General features: G+C 62.5%; 13 protein-coding genes. 1 reads left to right on the forward strand and 12 read right to left on the reverse strand.

The window, feature by feature from the left end:
* Positions 1-23: 23 nt before the first annotated feature.
* The 5 genes from urtE to urtA form a co-directional block, all read right to left on the reverse strand.
* Entirely contained in the window at positions 24-722 is a 699-nt protein-coding gene (gene urtE, locus QK296_RS19475; protein ID WP_003188142.1) for an urea ABC transporter ATP-binding subunit UrtE, read from the reverse strand.
* A gap of 150 nt (positions 723-872) precedes the next feature.
* Positions 873-1,706, reverse strand: a complete 834-nt coding sequence (gene urtD / locus QK296_RS19480) for an urea ABC transporter ATP-binding protein UrtD (protein ID WP_014716710.1) — start codon at positions 1,704-1,706, stop codon at positions 873-875.
* Positions 1,703-2,770, reverse strand: coding sequence for an urea ABC transporter permease subunit UrtC (gene urtC / locus QK296_RS19485; RefSeq protein ID WP_282391198.1), 1,068 nt, complete (start codon positions 2,768-2,770; stop codon positions 1,703-1,705). Before urtC ends, urtD begins: the two co-directional genes overlap by 4 nt.
* A complete protein-coding gene (gene urtB, locus QK296_RS19490) occupies positions 2,770-4,272 on the reverse strand; it encodes an urea ABC transporter permease subunit UrtB (RefSeq protein ID WP_003188148.1) in 1,503 nt (500 codons plus the stop codon). Before urtB ends, urtC begins: the two co-directional genes overlap by 1 nt.
* A 96-nt stretch (positions 4,273-4,368) precedes the next feature.
* Positions 4,369-5,634, reverse strand: coding sequence for an urea ABC transporter substrate-binding protein (gene urtA / locus QK296_RS19495; RefSeq protein ID WP_003188149.1), 1,266 nt, complete (start codon positions 5,632-5,634; stop codon positions 4,369-4,371).
* Between the two features lie 255 nt (positions 5,635-5,889).
* Between urtA and QK296_RS19500 the strand changes: the two genes are divergently transcribed.
* Positions 5,890-10,446, forward strand: a complete 4,557-nt coding sequence (locus QK296_RS19500) for a DUF4329 domain-containing protein (protein ID WP_282391199.1) — start codon at positions 5,890-5,892, stop codon at positions 10,444-10,446.
* A gap of 15 nt (positions 10,447-10,461) precedes the next feature.
* On the opposite strand, the gene QK296_RS19505 is transcribed toward QK296_RS19500, so the two are convergent.
* The 7 genes from QK296_RS19505 to cbiE form a co-directional block, all read right to left on the reverse strand.
* On the reverse strand, positions 10,462-11,844 hold the full coding sequence (locus tag QK296_RS19505) for a PepSY domain-containing protein (protein WP_282391200.1): 1,383 nt from the start codon (positions 11,842-11,844) through the stop codon (positions 10,462-10,464).
* Positions 11,845-11,962: 118 nt separating this feature from the next.
* A complete protein-coding gene (locus tag QK296_RS19510; protein ID WP_034134783.1) occupies positions 11,963-14,023 on the reverse strand; it encodes a TonB-dependent copper receptor in 2,061 nt (686 codons plus the stop codon).
* A gap of 93 nt (positions 14,024-14,116) precedes the next feature.
* Positions 14,117-14,518, reverse strand: coding sequence for a DUF2946 domain-containing protein (locus QK296_RS19515; RefSeq protein ID WP_282391201.1), 402 nt, complete (start codon positions 14,516-14,518; stop codon positions 14,117-14,119).
* Positions 14,519-14,528: 10 nt separating this feature from the next.
* Positions 14,529-15,011, reverse strand: a complete 483-nt coding sequence (locus tag QK296_RS19520) for a copper chaperone PCu(A)C (RefSeq protein WP_282391202.1) — start codon at positions 15,009-15,011, stop codon at positions 14,529-14,531.
* Between the two features lie 47 nt (positions 15,012-15,058).
* Positions 15,059-15,451 carry a DUF2946 domain-containing protein gene (locus QK296_RS19525; RefSeq protein WP_003188156.1) on the reverse strand — a complete coding sequence of 131 codons (393 nt, stop codon included), beginning with the start codon at positions 15,449-15,451 and terminating at the stop codon, positions 15,059-15,061.
* Positions 15,452-15,935: 484 nt separating this feature from the next.
* Positions 15,936-16,655, reverse strand: a complete 720-nt coding sequence (locus tag QK296_RS19530) for a cobalt-precorrin-6A reductase (protein WP_034134786.1) — start codon at positions 16,653-16,655, stop codon at positions 15,936-15,938.
* Positions 16,652-17,857 (reverse strand): precorrin-6y C5,15-methyltransferase (decarboxylating) subunit CbiE, encoded by a 1,206-nt coding sequence (gene cbiE / locus QK296_RS19535; RefSeq protein ID WP_282391203.1) that lies wholly within the window; start codon positions 17,855-17,857, stop codon positions 16,652-16,654. The genes QK296_RS19530 and cbiE overlap by 4 nt, the downstream gene beginning before the upstream one ends.
* Positions 17,858-17,875: the final 18 nt, after the last annotated feature.

A 17,875-nucleotide genomic window follows, 5' to 3' on the forward strand; every position in this document is an offset into this window, starting at 1 on the left:
GCTTATCGTTAGGAGGCTACAGATTAGATGGTTACCAGCCCACGCACACCCTCGCTTTCCATATTTTCACCACGGCCCTGCTGCACGATTTCCCCACGGGACATCACCAGGTACTGGTCAGCCAGTTCAGCGGCAAAGTCATAGAACTGCTCCACCAACAGGATCGCCATATCGCCTCGCTCCGCGAGCTTCTTGATCACCGCGCCGATTTCCTTGATCACCGACGGCTGGATGCCTTCGGTGGGCTCATCTAGGATCAACAAGCGCGGGCGGCTGGCCAGGGCGCGGCCAATCGCCAACTGTTGCTGCTGCCCGCCGGACAAGTCACCGCCGCGCCGATGCTTCATTTGCAGCAACACCGGGAACAGATCGTAGATGAAGGCCGGCACTTCCTTGGCTTCGGAACCGGGGAAGCGCGACAGGCCCATCAGCAGGTTTTCTTCCACGGTCAGCCGCCCGAATATCTCCCGGCCCTGGGGCACGTAGGCGATGCCGGCATGCACACGCTGGTGCGGCTTGAAGCCGGTGATGGCCTTGCCTTCCCAGTTCACTGCACCTTCCTTGGCCGGCAACAGGCCCATCAGGCACTTGAGCAGGGTGGTCTTGCCCACGCCGTTACGCCCGAGCAGGCAGGTGACTTCGCCGATCTTCACGTCGAAGGACAGCCCGCGCAGAATATGGCTACCGCCGTAATACTGGTGCAGCTTGTCGACTTGCAGCATTCTCAAAACCTCCTCAATGTGATCGTTCCCACGCTCTGCGTGGGAATGCATACCGTGACGCTCTGCGTCACCGTTGCGCAGCGGGACGCGGAGCGTCCAGCGTGGCATTCCCACGCGGAGCGTGGGAACGATCAGCCGTTCGTGTCAGCGTTAGCGGCCGAGGTAAACCTCGATCACCCGCTCGTTTTCCTGCACCTGTTCCAGCGACCCTTCGGCCAGCACGCTGCCCTGGTGCAACACGGTCACGTGGTCGGCAATCGAGCCGACAAACCCCATGTCGTGTTCCACCACCATCAACGAGTGCTTGCCGGCCAGGCGCTTGAACAGTTCGGCGGTGAACTCGGTCTCGGCGTCGGTCATGCCTGCCACCGGTTCATCGAGCAGCAACAGTTGCGGGTCTTGCATCAGCAGCATGCCGATTTCCAGGAACTGCTTCTGGCCGTGGGACAGCAAACCGGCGGGGCGATGCACGGAAGCGGTGAGGCGGATGGTGTCGAGCACTTCTTCGATGCGGTCCTTCTGCTCACCGTTGAGGCGCGCTCGCAGGCTGGCCCACACCGACTTGTCGGTCTTCTGCGCCAGCTCCAGGTTTTCGAACACGCTCAAGGCTTCGAACACCGTGGGCTTCTGGAACTTGCGCCCGATGCCGGCCTGGGCGATCTGCACTTCGCTCATGCGGGTCAGGTCCAGGGTTTCGCCAAACCAGGCCTTGCCGTGGCTGGGCCGGGTCTTGCCGGTGATCACGTCCATCAGCGTGGTCTTGCCCGCACCGTTGGGGCCGATGATGCAGCGCAACTCGCCGACGCCGATGTACAGGTTCAGGTCGTTGAGGGCCTTGAAACCGTCAAAGCTGACGCTGATATCTTCCAGGGTCAGAATGGTGCCGTGACGGGTGTTGAGCCCTTTGCCCGCGACCTGGCCGATGCCAATCGCATCGCGGCCGCTGCCTGCGTCGAAAATAGGTTCAAGCATGACGTTCCTCATTTCTTCAGCAGGCCGATAACGCCCTTGGGCAGGTACAGGGTGACGATGATGAACAGCGCCCCCAGGAAGAACAGCCAGTACTCGGGGAAGGCCACGGTGAACCAGCTCTTCATGCCATTGACCACACCGGCGCCGAGCAACGGCCCGATCAAGGTGCCCCGCCCGCCCAGCGCTACCCACACAGCGGCTTCGATGGAGTTGGTCGGTGACATTTCGCTGGGGTTGATGATGCCCACCTGCGGCACATACAGCGCGCCGGCAAGGCCGCACAACACCGCGCTCAATACCCACACGAACAGCTTGAAACCGCGTGGGTCGTAACCGCAGAACATCAGGCGGTTCTCGGCATCGCGCAGGGCGGTGAGCACACGCCCGAACTTGCTCTTCGCCAGGCGCCAGCCGATGTAGAGGCTGGCCACCAGCAACAGCACCGTGGCGATAAACAACACCGCCCGCGTGCCCGGTTCAGTGATGCCAAAACCTAAGATGCTGCGGAAATTGGTAAAGCCGTTGTTGCCGCCGAACCCGGTCTCGTTGCGAAAGAACAACAGCATTCCGGCGAACGTCAGGGCCTGGGTCATGATCGAGAAATACACGCCCTTGATCCGCGAGCGGAAGGCGAAGAAACCGAACACTAGAGCCAGCAATCCAGGTGCCAGGACCACCAGGCACAACGCCCAGAGGAAGTGGTCGGTGCCGGCCCAGTACCAGGGCAATTCGGTCCAGGACAAGAAGGTCATGAAGGCCGGCAACTCGCTGCCTGCCGCCTGGCGCATCAAGTACATGCCCATGGCGTAGCCGCCCAGGGCGAAGAACAAACCGTGGCCCAGGGACAACATCCCGGCGTAACCCCACACCAGGTCCAGCGCCAGGGCGACGATGGCGTAACAGAGAATCTTGCCCACCAGGGTCAAGGTGTAGGCCGACACATGCAGCGGGTTGTCCGCAGACAATAGCGAACACAGGGGCAACGCCAGCAGCAGGAGCAGGATGACGGCACCTACCGCCATCGTGACTTTGGGGCCGGCCTTTTGCGTGGCCGTAAGCATCAATGGCTGGTTCATCAGTCGATCACCCGTCCTTTCAGTGCGAAGAGTCCTTGCGGGCGTTTCTGGATAAACAGAATGATCAGCGCGAGGATCAGGATTTTGCCGAGCACGGCGCCGATCTGGGGTTCGAGGATCTTGTTGGCGATCCCCAGGCCAAAGGCGGCCATGACACTGCCGGCCAGCTGGCCCACGCCGCCGAGCACCACCACCAGGAACGAGTCGATGATGTAGCTCTGGCCCAGGTCCGGGCCGACGTTGCCGATCTGGCTCAGCGCCACGCCGCCCAAACCTGCGATACCGGAACCGAGGCCGAAGGCGAGCATGTCCACACGCCCGGTGGGCACGCCGCAGCAGGCCGCCATGTTGCGGTTCTGGGTGACGGCGCGCACGTTCAGGCCCAGGCGCGTCTTGTTCAGCAGCAGCCAGGTGAGCACCACCACGAACAGCGCGAAGGCAATGATGACGATGCGGTTGTACGGCAGCACCAGGTTGGGCAGCACCTGGATGCCGCCGGACAGCCAGGCCGGGTTAGACACTTCGACGTTCTGCGCGCCGAACACCAGGCGCACCAGCTGGATCAGCATCAGGCTGATGCCCCAGGTGGCGAGCAGGGTTTCCAGCGGGCGGCCATACAAGTGACGGATGACTGTGCGTTCCAGCGCCATGCCGATGGCCGCAGTGACAAAGAACGCCACCGGCAACGCGATCAATGGGTAGAACTCGATGGCCTGGGGCACATAGCGCTGCATCATCAACTGCACCACATAGGTGGAGTAGGCGCCGAGCATCAGCATCTCGCCGTGGGCCATGTTGATCACGCCGAGCAGGCCGAAGGTGATCGCCAGGCCCAGGGCCGCCAGCAGCAGGATCGAGCCCAGGGACATGCCGCTGAACGCCTGGCCGAGGATCTCACCCATCATCAGTTTGCGTTTGACCTGGGCCAGGCTGGTTTCAGCGGCGGTGTGCACGGCGGCATCGGCTTCCACGCCGGGTGCCAGCAACGCTTCAAGGCGCGTGCGGGCCAGCGGGTCGCCGGTGCTGCCGAGCAAGCGCACGGCCGCCAGGCGCACCACCGGGTCGGGATCGACCAGTTGCAGGTTGGCCAGGGCCAGGCTGAGGGCGCTGTGCACCTGTTCATCCGTCTCGGCGGCGACCTGCTGGTCGAGGAATTTCAGTTGTGCAGGCACCGCGCTTTTTTGCAGGGTGCGCGCTGCGTCCAGGCGCACCTTGGGGTCGGCGGCGAGCAGTTGCAGGCTGGCTTGCACGTTATTGATCAAGCCGCGCAGGCGGTTGTTCAGACGCACGGTCTTGGTTTCGCCGTTGAGCGTGAGTTGGCCTTGCTCAAGGGCATCGACCAACTCGATACGCGCAGGGTCGGGGTTGGCGGCCCAGTCCTGCAGGAGTTTGGCTTGCTGCACCGGGTTGGCGGCAAGGAAGTCTTCGGCGTCGCTGGCGTGTGCGCCCAAGGGCAGCAACAGCAGCAGGGCGAGGATGAGGCGGTGGAGGGCAGTGGGCATATAAAAATGTCCTGGTCATGCGGGGACAGTGTGGGAGCAGGCTGTGTGGGAGCCAGCTCCCACAGTGACCATGTCCCACATTCGAACTGTGGGGCGTTAGTTGCTCTTCACGGCATAGTCCGGTTTTTTGTCATTGCCCGGAATGTAAGGGCTCCACGGCTGTGCACGAATCGGCGCTTCGGTCTGCCACACCACCGAGAACTGCCCGTCGGCCTGGATCTCACCGATCATCACTGGCTTGTGCAGGTGGTGGTTGGTCTTGTCCATGGTCAGGGTGAAGCCCGACGGCGCGGCGAAGGTCTGGCCGCCCAGGGCTTCACGCACTTTGTCGACGTCGGTGGATTTGGCTTTTTCCGCCGCCTGCGCCCACATATGAATGCCCACATAGGTGGCTTCCATCGGGTCGTTGGTCACGGCTTTGTCGGCGCCCGGCAGGTTGTGTTTCTTGGCATAGGCTTTCCAGTCGGCCACGAACTTCTGGTTCACCGGGTTCTCCACCGACTGGAAGTAGTTCCAGGCCGCGAGGTTGCCCACCAACGGTTTGGTGTCGATGCCACGCAGTTCTTCTTCACCCACCGAGAACGCCACCACCGGTACCTCGGTGGCTTTCAGGCCCTGGTTGGCCAGTTCTTTGTAGAAGGGCACATTGGAGTCGCCATTGACGGTGGAGACCACAGCCGTCTTGCCACCGGCGGAGAACTTCTTGATGTTGGCGACGATGGTCTGGTAATCGGCGTGGCCGAACGGGGTGTACACCTCTTCGATGTCTTTATCCGCCACGCCTTTGGAATGCAGGAACGAGCGCAGGATCTTGTTGGTGGTGCGCGGGTACACGTAGTCGGTGCCGAGCAGGAAGAAGCGCTTGGCGCTGCCGCCTTCTTCGCTCATCAGGTATTCCACCGCCGGGATCGCCTGCTGGTTCGGCGCCGCACCGGTATAGAACACGTTCGGCGACATCTCTTCGCCTTCGTACTGCACCGGGTAGAACAGCAAGCCGTTGAGTTCTTCAAACACCGGCAACACCGATTTACGCGACACCGAGGTCCAGCAGCCGAACACCACGGCCACCTTGTCCTGGGTCAGCAGCTGCCGGCCTTTTTCCGCGAACAGCGGCCAGTTGGACGCCGGGTCCACCACCACCGGTTCGAGCATCTTGCCGTTCACCCCGCCTTTGGCGTTGATCTCGTCGATGGTCATCAGCGCCATGTCTTTAAGCGAGGTTTCGGAGATCGCCATGGTCCCGGACAACGAGTGCAGGATGCCGACCTTGATGGTCTCGGCGGCCTGGACGGTCCAGGTCAAACCCATGGCAGCAATGGATGCCGACAAAGTGAAAGCCTTGATCAAGCTGCGACGCTTCATGGTGCGATCTCCGTAAACCAATAGTTGTTATGGGGCAGATACACAGCGCTTTGCAAAGGCTGTGCCTGCGACCTGCCGCAACGGTTTTAACGGGGATTCAGGGCCAGGCAGCGGCGGTTATGCACCAGCCTGGCGCTGCAAGAGAGGACGCAGGCGTGACGCGCCTCAAAAAAGGGCGCCGGAGCAATATGCAGCGCAAGCTTGGCGCGCGGGTATCCCACGATGGTCACTTCTTTCGACTATCCAGGTGCTTTCATGGACGATTCTTCTGCGCGTGACAAACGCGCGGCACTGCCTCGCGGCCACGCCAAACTGGGGCAGCTCAGCCCCGCCTTTATCAGCACTGACGATGCCGCGCGTTATATTCACGAGCAAATCGGTAGCCAGCGTGAGGTGGAGTACGCCAGTGTCATTCTGCGGCGCCTGAGCGATAACCTGTACGTTGCCAGCGAACCGCGCGCGGGCAAGCCCACCACGTTCGACTGGAATCTGTTGCTGGACCGCGAACATGCGGCCGGCGAGTTCGTGAACCCCGAGGGCTACCAGATTGTGGCGAGCCTGCACTCTCACCCCAGTTCTCTGGACTTTGTAAAACGTACTTACCCCAAGTGGACGCTGCAGCAGATGCAGGCGTTCATGAGTTTTTATTCCACGCCGGACATTTACTTCAATCACCAGGACCGTGCGCGTTTTACCCAGGCTTATCTCTCGGGGCCAGATGGCGCGCTGTTGCGCTACACACCCAGCAACTCCGCCGCCGAGGCCGGGTTTGTGCACTGGCTGGACACCAATGGGCCATGGTCCTCGCCCCATGCCCATGACGGCACGCTGGAAGGCATCTACAAAAAGCTGGCTGCGGTGGGCCGGTTGACCTTTGTGCAATCCAGCGCTGCCTGGGGCAGTTCGACAGGGGATGTTCCCGCCGACTGGCAACCCTATCAGCCCTTCAGTGCGCCAGCGATGCCATTGCCCTGCGGGCCAGTGTTTACCAGCGCTGAGCAGGCGTTGTCGTATGCCTGGTCGCGCATTCAGCGCGCTCCCACCGCCCGGCAGCGGGTGCTGTTGCTCAAGCATGATCTGCAAGAGTTGTTTGTCGCGGCGCAGCCGGAACTCACCAGTACCGTCAGCGATCAGTTGCCCCTGTTGCCGACAGGGCTTCACCTGCTGGGTATCTACTTTCACTCCCGGCCCTTGCCCGGCCAATACCCTGACCTGGATGCCTGGCTGTATAAGAACTTTGTCAGCCCGTTGGAGCTGGCCACGCATATCGCGCAATTTCGGCAGTATGCGCTGGGGGCCCAATCTACCCTGGGCGTGTCGTTGTACATCCGCATGCGCGACGAGGCGATCCTGCGCTATCGGTTTTCAGGCTCGGCGGCGGAGACTGCGTTGTTTACCCGCTCGAGCACGGGGGAAGTGGGTGACAACGGCACGCAGGCGGCCTTGCAAGCCGGCACGTTGTTGACCCGGGCGTTCGTCTTGCGGGTGGCGGCAGCCGGGGAATTGACCGTCGAGAAAACCAGTGCCCTGTGGGACCGTGCCGGCGTGGTCGACGCACAGTGGAAACCCTATTCCCTGGTGGCCCTGCCCAGCTTGAGCCGTGGCTTTCTCAGCGCCGATGATGCGGCCCGTCATGCCCACGAACGCATCGGCGCACGGCGTGATCGCGAGTATGGCGGGACGATCCTGCAACGCGCAGATGGTCGTTATGTGGCGACCGAGCCTGTGGCGACTGGGCCCTGGCCGTTCGCCTTTGCGGGGCTGTACCCGAAGGACCGGCAAGGCGCGCCGATCATTCTGCACGCCGGGTGCCGGTTGCAGGGGCTTTACGGCTCGCGCATCGCCCTGTCACTGGCCGACCCCGCCGAGGCGTTGACGCTCAAGTGGACGCGTCAGGATGCCGAGCTCAACGGGCAGATGTTCCGTGACCAGGACGTACACCCGATTTTGCAGGCCGGGGTAACCGCTTATCTGTCCGGCGCCGAGGACTGCCTGATCGCCTACCAGCCAGGGCACACGACAGCCGAGTGGATGTTGCATTGGCAAGCCGAGGCCATCAGCGGTATCAGTCAGATAGCCAAGAACCTGGCCAATGGCACGATGAAACCCGCCGATGTGGTGCGCAAACTGGCCGAGGCCGGCACCTTGCGGGTGGTGATCGGCAATGCGTTGTGGGGGCCGAGTGGGACCATCGAACTGGATTGGGGCCCGTACGTGCGCAGTATTGCCTGGCAGCGTCCCGAGCAGCCGAGCCATGGCGCGCTGTTTGAGAGCGCCGACGCGGCGGCCTTGGATGCGCTCGCTCGAGTACCTTACAACCCGGAGCAACACCGCTATTTTTTCTGTTTTATCCTTAAACACACGTCGCGCAATGACTACGTGGCCAGCGAGTGTGTGCCGATCACCCTGCAATCACCGATGCTGACGCTTGCCAGCCTGTACGCGAGTACCGGCCCTGATACTTATCAGCTGCCCGAGGGGTTTGAGTGTGAGGCGCTTTATTACACCAACCAATGGGCCGGCAATGGTGCCACGGCCTGGCTGGAGCGCTGTTTTATGTTGCCTGCGCACCTGGACATCGCCGTGTCCCAGGCACGCTTGATCACACGCGGCTCCGCTCTGGGCGCGGCGGTCTATATCGCGACACCCCAGGGGGCTTTGCTGTGCTATCGCTCGTCATCGCCCAAGTCCTTGTTTGACTCGCAAAGCGAGGGCGACAGCCTGGAGACGATCGAGGCCAAGTTGAAGGGCGGCACCCTTGAACCGCTGAAGTTTATTCGCAAGGTCGCCGAGGCGGGCGAGCTGCGTGTGGTGATGCAGAGTCCTTGTTGGGACCGCACTGGCGCGGTCAGCAGGTTATGGAACCCGTATGCGAACCTGTCACGCCGTCGCTTGAGCCCGGTCTTTGTGTCGATGGACGACGCTGCCCGCTACGTGCGACGGCGTGTTGCGGTGACGCAATTGCAGGCGTACGGCGGGCTTATCCTGCGTCGCGATGACGGCGGGTTCGTAGCCTCCGAGCCTTTGGTGATTGCCGATGAAGTCTTCGATCTCAAATGGATTTTCCCCGATGAGCTGGTGACGCGGGGGGAGTACCCCATACGCACCACGGTGGTAGCCAGCTATCACTCGAGGCCCGCGTCCCAATGGCCGTTTTTGCTGACGGCGGCCGAAGCCTCTGTATACAGCAATACGTTTTCCACCCGCTTGCTGGCTCATGCCTTGGCGGCTGGTGAGAAGCGCCTGTATCACTACCTGCTGGGGCCTGACGGTTCGCTGACCTGCCTATGGCCCGAGCCGCGGGGCAAGTACCCGCAAATTACCGAGCAACAACTGGTCACCCACCCCAAAAGCCGTCATGACTGGCTGACCGCGCCACTGGAACGCCAGATACGGGCAGGGGAACTGGCGCCGTCGGAGTACGTCAACCGTATTGCCCGCAGTTTTACCCTGAGTGTGGTGCAGGGCAGTGCGATGTGGGGGGAGCCGGGCGTCGTGTCCGGGTGGAGCGCTTTTGCGACGCCCGCCAAAAGTGACGGCCAGTATGCCCAGGCGCGCCATGAGCCCGCGTACAGCCCGATGTTCATCCAGGCCGACGATGCCGTGCGGCATGTCCACGGGCAGATGGCGCAGCGCTCGCAATTGATGTTCGGGTACGTCCTCAAGTCGATGGATAACGGTAGCTACGTGGCGACGTTGCCGGTGAGTGACGGCGGTTCGAAGCTGGCTCGCCGCCGGGTGTTCAGCAGTGCGGGCTATCCGTATCGCTACGGCTTGGCGGGCATGTATATCTGTGTGCCCGAACAGGCAGATTTTTACCCAGCGGGAGGTGTGCGCACGGGAGATGATGTCTACCGAGGGTTGTTCTCGCCCACCGAACTGCTCGGTGCGTTTCATCAGGTGCAAGCCACGACAGCTCGTTCGGTGCTGCCGATGTATTTTTCTTGTGCTGACGGCGCCTTGCTCAAGTTTGTCGCGCGCGATACGCGGGGTATCTCATACAGCGATGCGGTCAATCTGCGCCTGCGCTTGTTGAGCCCGACAGACTATATCCAACGTGTCGCGGCGGCGGGGGATCTGCGGGTGTTGCAGTCCAGCGCAAGCTGGCTGGGGGCGGGGGTAGTCGGGGCCCACTGGCAGCCGGGCCGCTCGCGTGCGGTCATTCCTGCGGGTGAGCGCCAGCTGGGATTGGGACCGTTGCACGCTCATCGCGATGATGCCGCGTGGTTCTCCCAGGCGTATGTCGGCGGCTACACGGACCAGCAGTACCTGAGTGCTCTGTTGACGGACCCTATGGGCAGCAGCCATCTTCCCGTATTGCCAATGCTGGACGACGGTTTTCCTTCCTCGCACGCTGAAGGTTTGTTTGATAGCCGCGGGTTGCCGGGCAAATACCGGATCACGGCAGCCCATCTGCTGTTCCACGCAGGCCTTGATCAGCCGGCGGATGTGGCGCAGAACGCTTTTCGTACTCACTTCGTGTCGTGGCGCGAGTTGGCGTATTACGTTCACGAGTTGAAGCGAAAGGGCCTGCCGATCGTCACGTTCTATCTGTCTGCACGGGATGGCGCACTACTCGCCTATGCCCCGCACTGGAGCACTGAGGAATACAACCTGCTTGCCACGCCCGACAAATGGTCGGCCCAGACAGGCTATACCGCGCAGGCTCCGACGCCTTCGCACTTCATCTCCGAACTCGCGCGAATCGGCCAGCTTCGCGTGGTGCGCAGCGGGGATTTCTGGACCGTGCGTGGGGTCCTGGGGGCTCAGTTGAAACTGTCGATCAGTCGTCCCCCCAAGGATGAATTGTGAACACCACTGCCTGCGTCAGGCGGAGCCTGAAGTGGGCTCTCTGTGGCCAAGAACACGCGACAGCACCAGGCGATCCAATGCCCACACGGCGATCAAGGAAGCCCCCACCAACGGGAAGATAATCGCCAGCCCGAGCATGATCGCCATCGCGGTTTTCCATTTGGGCAGGCCGTGGCGTAGCGGCGGTACACCCAGCCCACCCTGGGGCCGACGCTTCCACCAGATCACCACGCCGCTGACCGCGCTGAGCAGAATCATCAGGCAGATCACCAGCACGATCAGTTGGTTGACCCAGCCGAACATCTTGCCTTCGTGCAGCATCACACCCGTCTCGGTGGCGCGTGCGACCAGGTTGTAATGATCCCAACGCACATCGGCCAGGACCTTGCCAGTGTACTGGTCCACGTGCAGGGTGGCGTCGTTGCGCGGGTCGTCGGCGAACACCGCGACGGTGAACACACCGGTGGCGGTGGTGGGGAAGGTGATGCTGTAGCCGGGCTCGACCTTGCGCGCGTTGGCCAGGTCGACCACCTGTTGCAGGCGCACCGTGGGTGCGGCCGGGCCTGCGTGCATTGCGCCGTGATTCATGTGTTCGGCGTGGTCGCCTGACATCGGCATCGGCGTGTTTTCCAAGGCCCAGGGCACGGTTTGCTGGGTGGCCGTGTTGAGCACACGGGCCTGCTGGTCGGACTGCGGCACGTTGTTCCACATCGCTGCCGGGAAGGTGTTCCACAGGTCGGCGTATTGCTTGCCCCAGAAACCGGTCCAGGTCATACCGCTGAGCAGCATCACCAGCAGGAACGCCGCGCCCCAGAAACCGGCGACAGCGTGCAGGTCGCGCCAGAACAAGCGGCCACGGCTACCCAGGCGCGGCCACAACACCCCGGCCGAGGACTTGCCCCGCGGCCACCATAGGTACAGGCCGGACACCACCAGCATCACGCCCCAGCCAGCGGCGAGTTCAATCAGGCGGTCGCCGACGGTGCCGATCATCAGCTCGCCGTGCAGGGCACGGGCGATGGCTTGCAGGTTGTTTTTTGCATCCTGCTCACCGAGGACGGTGCCGCGATACGGGTCGATGAACACTGTCACTTCGTGGGCACCGTTGCGCATCACGAATTGCGCGCTGCGAGTGGCGTCGGCAGGGGGCAGGTATTTACTGATCGCGGCGTGAGGGTAGGCGGCCTGGGCGCGCTGCAGTTGCTCGTCGGCGCTCAGCGCATGTTCGGCGGCGGGCACGGTGAGCAGGTGGCCGTACATCAGCGGGTCGAGCTGGGGTTTGAACAGGTAGATGATGCCGGTGAGGGCCAGCAGCACCATGAAGGGGGCGACGAAGAGGCCGGCGTAGAAATGCCAGCGCCAGGCCAGGTTGTAGAAGGAGATCTTTTGCGTGGTCATCGGGTGCTCCGCACAAGGCTTTTGATTTTTCTTGGTCTGTTACATCGTCATCGCAGGCAAGCCAGCTCCCACAGGGGCCTGTAATCCATCTGTGGGAGCTGGCTTGCCTGCGATGCTTTTAGAAGCTCATGTCCACCTTGGTCCAGAGCGTACGCCCCGGCTCCTTGATGGCCTGCGGGTCGTTCGCCGGGTAACCGAAGCCTGCGTTACCGGCCAGGTTCAAGTGCTCGGCATAAGCCTTGCCGAACAAATTGTCGACCCCGGTGCTGACCTTGAAGTTCTTGTTGATGCGGTATGCCGCATTCAACGAGAACACGCCAAAGCCGCCACTTTTGTCGTAGTCCTTGCCAACCACGTTGCCCTTGTTCGAGTCGATGCGGTTTTGTGCAGCAACTAGCCGCCACAAGGCGCCGGCGCTCCAGTCGTCTTCGCTGTAAGTCAGGCCCAGGCGCGTGTCCAGTGGTGGCATTTGTGGCAGGGCCTTGCCGTCGCTGCTGTTCTTGCCCCAGGCATAGGCGAGGCTGGCGTCGGCTTTCCAGTGTTGGCTCAGCTTGTACGCCGCGCCCACTTCGCCGCCCATGATGCGTGCGTCCACATTGCGCGCCTGGGAGGTGGTGCCCATCATGCCGGGCCTGTAGTCGAACAGGATGAAGTCGCGCACCTGGCCGACATAGCCCGAGGCCCAGGCTTCCAGGTCGGCGCTCTTGTACTGGGCGCCGAAGTCGAGCTGGGTGGTTTTCTCCGGTTTCACGCCGTCGAAGGCATTCACCGAGCCGCCCGCGCCGGTGTTGGGGGAAAACAGTTCCCAGTAATCCGGGAAACGTTGCGCGTGGCCCAGGCCGGCATACAGCGTGGTGGGGGTGTCCGCCAGGTCGTGCTCATAACGCACAAAGCCCGAGGGCAATGTATCGGCGCGGGTGTCGCCGGCAGTCGGGTTCGGGCGCGACATCATTCCCGAGCCGGTGCGTTGACGAAAATCCTTCGCCGAGGCGCGGTCCAGGCGTGCGCCGGTGATCAGGCGATCGTTGTCGGCGGCGTACCAGGTCAATTCGCCGAACACGCCGTAGTTGTGGAAATTGGCGTCCTTGTTGCGCGGCAAATCCTTGTAGGTGTCGATGCCCATACTGCTGCGCGCACGGTGTTCATTGGTCTGCGCATCCAGGCCGCTGATCAATTGCACATCCGCCCAGCGCCAGGTCGCCTTGATGCGTGCGCCAAGGGTGCGGCGGTCGACGTTGGACGCCATGGGCCCCGCCATCATGCCGGTGCCCGAAGGGACGCGCAGGCTGTAGTTGTCCATCACATGGTCGGCGTAGTTGTAGTAGACCTGGGCTTCGACCTTATCCAACACCTCGCCGAGATTGGATTTCTCGAAACGCAGCCCCAGGCTTTCGCGCAGGAACTGCGAGCCGTCCATGCCACGCCCGGCGTAGCGCGCCTCGCCGTCGCCACGCCCGGCGGTGAGTTCCAGCAGGGTGTCGGCGTCGGGCGTGAAGCCCACGGCTACGTCACCGTTCCACTTGTCATAGCGCGAGGCGACGGTGTCGTTGTTGCCGTCCTTGTAATCGTCGGCATGGGCCTGGTTGCCGATAACGCGCATGTAGCCCAATGGGCCGCCAGCAGCGGCATCGATGACCTTGTCGAAACGCCCGTTGGAGCCGGCCAATACGCTGGCGTTGACCCGCGTGCCCAACTCGCCGAACTGCTCCGGCTCACGCTCGAACAGGATGGTGCCGGCAGACGCGCCTGGGCCCCATAGCACGGTTTGCGGGCCTTTGATTACGGTGAGCTTGTCGTAGGTTTCCGGCGAGATGTACGAGGTGGGGGCATCCATCCGCCCAGGGCACGCGCCGAGCATCATGCCGCCGTTGGTGAGGATATTCAGGCGCGAGCCGAACATGCCGCGCAGCACCGGGTCGCCATTGGTGCCGCCGTTGCGCACCAGGGCGAAGCCGGGGATGGTCTTGAGGTAGTCGCCGCCATCGCTGGCGGGCACCGGTTGGCGCGGGTCTTTGGGGTTGGTGACCACGGTCAGCGGTGAGCTGGGGGCGATAGCGGTGATGACCGTGGGGCTCAGCTCATGCTCGCCGGCGTGAGCGTGGGCAGCCAATAGTGCGCCGCATAACGCGGTGAGCAGGGCAGTACTTCCCAAACGGGTGTCAGCAGAAAACCTGGACATGACAAATTCCATCAATCAATCGTAAACAACACGGCCAGCAGCCTACGGCTGTCTGTCTAAAGTCGGCCGGGGTGAAGTAACGCGGTGAAGGGCTTACGAAGCGATGGGCGGCGCACGGCTACGGGCGCCGGGGAAGATGCTCTGCCGGGCATGGCCCAGGCGCGTGGCGGGGGTGAGGGCGTTGGCGGGCGGCGGGGTGCCGAGGGTTACGTAGGAGACGCTGCCGGGCAGGGCCGGGCAACTGAACAGCAGGTCGCAATAGCCGCACTTGGCCCAGAGTGCGTGGTGTTCGGCGGGGGCTTGGGTGTGATGGGGTTCGCCGTGGTCGCTCGGCATCTCCATGGGCATTTCCATGGACATACCGGCGTGATGATCCATCGGCATCGCCTGGGAAATCAGCGGACCGATAAAGATCATCAGCATGGCGAACAGGCTGATCCAACTGCCGCGCTTCACGCGGTAGTGGGGAGACAACCTGGCGCGAGAGGCGCCCATCGAGGTTGGCTTACTGAGCGTGCATATGCTCGTGGCCAGCCATCGGTGGCACTTTCTGCACTGACACTTGCACCTCGACCTTGCCGGCTTTCTCGAAGATGAGGGTCAGCGGGAATTGCTTGCCATCGGCCAGCAGGCTGCGGTCCTTGAGGCCCAGCAACATCACGTGATAGGCCATCGGTGCGAAGGTCAGTTCACCCTTGGCCGGTACGGCCACGTTGGGCACCTGTTGCATCTTCATCAGATCGCCTTGCATCACATGCTCATGCAGCTCGGCTTTTTCCGCTAGGGGCGTCTCGGCACTGAGCAGGCGATCCGGCGTCTTGCCAGTGTTATGAATCACAAAGTACGCCGCGACGGTGGGCGCATTCGGCGGCAATTCCTGGGACCAGGGATTGCTGACCTCCAAGTCGCCGGCCTTGTAGTCATCGGCATTGGCAGCACTGAACACCGGCAGCAGCAACGCGGCCAGAAGCAGGGAAGATTTAAGCATGGCAGTTCTCCAGAACGGTTCTAAACGCAGTTCACTTGCGAAGAAGATCAGACCGTTGGAGAGGCGCGGGGGTTAAGGCTTGGCCATTGCTGGCGCGGGGTGGGATTGCGCAATAAGCGCGGCGGCAGGCTCTGCACCGCCTCGAAGCGCGTCACATACAACTGCGGCACATGCCCTGGCAACGCCACCAACGGCGCCGAACCCGAGCAACACCAGCAATGCTGCATAGCCGAGTGATCGTCCGGCGGTGCCGGGATTTCCAGCTTGCCCAGGGCAATCGCCTTAAGGCTGGCGCCATTGGACGAACAGAACCCGCCCCACATCAGACGCTTGATCGGGTCATCGGTCTGCTGCATCGCACTGGCCAACGGCATGGCAAACGCATTGAACAGCACTGCAAGGCAGGCGATCCAGGCAATTGCAAAGCGTTGACGGGCCATGGCGGATAATCCGTAGGGTTAAACGATCAGGCGGGTATTTAGCCTGATCGGGGGGGATAAGTAAAAAGGGCGGGTGTGGTTTGGTGTCGCAGTGGTGGGTTTGAGGATAGACGAGAACGGCCGCTTGCCAATTTTGCAGAAGGGACGCAACGCACCAGGCGGGCTGATCGTTCCCACGCTCTGCGTGGGAATGCCGCGTTGGACGCTCTGCGTCCGCTTTTAAAGCCGTGACGCGGAGCGTCACAGGATGCATTCCCACGCGGAGCGTGGGAACGATCAAGTCAGGTATAGGGCTTTTTCCAGCCAATGGTTGCGCAGTTGATTGAGCTAGCGCCTTGGCTGGCTGATCTACTACCGTCATTTGATAACGCAATTCCAAAGTGTGTGCGGGCTTGCTCGCGAAAGCGGTGTGTCAGTCGCTGGATGTTTTGGCCGACACACTGCCTTCGCGAGCAAGCCCGCTCCCACATTGGATAGGTGGTGTTTAGAAAAGAGTGATTGCTTGTAGCAACGCCGGCACTGCTGTGAACTCTCGATCTACGGCAGCCAACATCGGCCGCTTCAACACCAACACCTGCACCCCACGCTCACGCGCCACTTCCAGCTTCGGCTCGGTGGCGGTGCTGCCGCTGTTCTTGCTGATCAGCACATCAATTCGCCGTTTTTCGAATAACGCCCGCTCGTCCTCGATGAGGAACGGCCCGCGTGCGCCGATCACTTCACAGCGCTCATTGCCCGGATACACATCCAGTGCGCGCAAGGTCCAGAACTGGTTGGCGGGGATTTCGTCGAGGTGCTGCAAGGGTTCGCGACCCAAGGTGAACAGCGGGCGCTTGAAGGGTTTGAGCGCTTCGACCAGTTCGGCCCAGTCGGCGACCTCTCGCCAGTCATCCCCCGGCTGCGGCTGCCAGGCCGGGCGTCGCAATGCCCAGCAAGGTACGCCGCATGCCCTTGCAGCCTCGGCCGCGTTGCGGCTGATCTGCGCCGCATACGGGTGCGTAGCATCAAGGATCAGGCTGATGCGTTCGGCACGTACAAACTGCGCCAGGCCTTCACTACCGCCGTAGCCGCCGACCCGCACCTGGCAGGTGAGGTCGGTGGGTACGCGGCCCACGCCGGCCAGGCTGTAGACGTGTTCAGGCCCCAAGGTGCGGGCGATGGCCAGCGCTTCCGTGACGCCGCCCAGCAGCAGAATTCTTTTCATAGCGGCTTGATCACTTCCAGCAACGTGATCGGCAGCGCCTGGCGCCAGGTATCGAACTCGCCCAAGGGCTGCGCCTGGGCCACATGGATGCGGGTCAGTTCGCCGCCATGCTCGGCACGCCAGTTCATCAAGGTCATTTCGCTTTGCAGGGTCACGGCATTGGCAACCAGGCGGCCACCGGGGCGCAGGTGTTGCCAGCAGGTATCGAGCACGCCGTCGCGGGTGACGCCGCCGCCGATGAAGATGGCGTCTGGTGTTTCCAGGCCGCTTAACGCCTCCGGCGCCTTGCCGCGAATCAGTTGCAGACCGGGCACCCCGAGGGCGTCGCGGTTGTGTTCGATCAGGCCTTGGCGGCCGGTGTCGGCTTCAATCGCCAAGGCACGACAGCTGGGATGGGTGCGCATCCATTCAATACCGATGGAGCCACTGCCCGCGCCCACGTCCCATAACAGTTCGCCCGGCATGGGCGCGAGGCGGGCGAGGGTCATGGCGCGCACATCGCGCTTGGTCAGTTGGCCATCGTGTTTGAAGGCTGAGTCCGGCAAGCCGGCAAGACGCGACAGACGCGGTGCGTTCGCATCCGCCAGGCAGTCGATGGCGACCAGGTTCAAATCGGCAACCGTAATGTGCTCCCACGCTTGCGCGTGCCCGTCGATACGCCGTTCAGCCGGGCCGCCCAGGTGTTCAAACACACTGATGCGGCTGGGGCCAAAACTGCGCTCGGTTAACAACGCAGCAATCAAGGCGGGACTGCTGCCGTCATTGCTCAATACCAACAAGCGCACGCCACTGGCCAAATGCGCGTTGATTGCCGCCAATGGCCGCGCCACTACCGACAATGTCACCACCTCCTGCAACGGCCAGCCCAAGCGCGCCGCCGCCAGGGATACCGACGAGGGCGCGGGCAAAATCGTCAACTCCTCAGCCGCCACTTGCCGGGCCAGGCTGGCGCCGACGCCATAGAACATCGGGTCGCCACTGGCCAACACGCACACCGGCGTACCTCGGCGCGACAACACCGGCTCCATGGAAAACGGGCTCGGCCACAGTTGGCGCTCGCCACCAATACACAGCGGCAGCAGGTCCAACTGGCGCTGAGCACCTATAATCCGCGTGGCGCGCAACAGGGCATGCCGGGCATTCCTGCCCAGGCCTTTGAAGCCGTCTTCACCGATGCCTACAACCGTCAGCCAGGGCGACATATCAATTCCTTGAACGAC

It is taken from the genome of Pseudomonas sp. AL10 (assembly GCF_029960685.1).
GTDB lineage: Bacteria > Pseudomonadota > Gammaproteobacteria > Pseudomonadales > Pseudomonadaceae > Aquipseudomonas > Aquipseudomonas lactis.

Coding starts and splice junctions, on each gene's coding strand:
- QK296_RS19505 (WP_282391200.1), bottom strand. CDS start 11,844: ATGACCACGCAAAAGATCTCCTTCTACAACCTGGCCTGGCGCTGGCAT.
- QK296_RS19530 (WP_034134786.1), bottom strand. CDS start 16,655: ATGAAAAGAATTCTGCTGCTGGGCGGCGTCACGGAAGCGCTGGCCATC.
- QK296_RS19510 (WP_034134783.1), bottom strand. CDS start 14,023: ATGTCCAGGTTTTCTGCTGACACCCGTTTGGGAAGTACTGCCCTGCTC.
- urtE (WP_003188142.1), bottom strand. CDS start 722: ATGCTGCAAGTCGACAAGCTGCACCAGTATTACGGCGGTAGCCATATT.
- QK296_RS19500 (WP_282391199.1), top strand. CDS start 5,890: ATGGACGATTCTTCTGCGCGTGACAAACGCGCGGCACTGCCTCGCGGC.
- urtA (WP_003188149.1), bottom strand. CDS start 5,634: ATGAAGCGTCGCAGCTTGATCAAGGCTTTCACTTTGTCGGCATCCATT.
- QK296_RS19520 (WP_282391202.1), bottom strand. CDS start 15,011: ATGCTTAAATCTTCCCTGCTTCTGGCCGCGTTGCTGCTGCCGGTGTTC.
- urtC (WP_282391198.1), bottom strand. CDS start 2,770: ATGAACCAGCCATTGATGCTTACGGCCACGCAAAAGGCCGGCCCCAAA.
- urtB (WP_003188148.1), bottom strand. CDS start 4,272: ATGCCCACTGCCCTCCACCGCCTCATCCTCGCCCTGCTGCTGTTGCTG.
- QK296_RS19525 (WP_003188156.1), bottom strand. CDS start 15,451: ATGGCCCGTCAACGCTTTGCAATTGCCTGGATCGCCTGCCTTGCAGTG.
- cbiE (WP_282391203.1), bottom strand. CDS start 17,857: ATGTCGCCCTGGCTGACGGTTGTAGGCATCGGTGAAGACGGCTTCAAA.
- QK296_RS19515 (WP_282391201.1), bottom strand. CDS start 14,518: ATGGGCGCCTCTCGCGCCAGGTTGTCTCCCCACTACCGCGTGAAGCGC.
- urtD (WP_014716710.1), bottom strand. CDS start 1,706: ATGAGGAACGTCATGCTTGAACCTATTTTCGACGCAGGCAGCGGCCGC.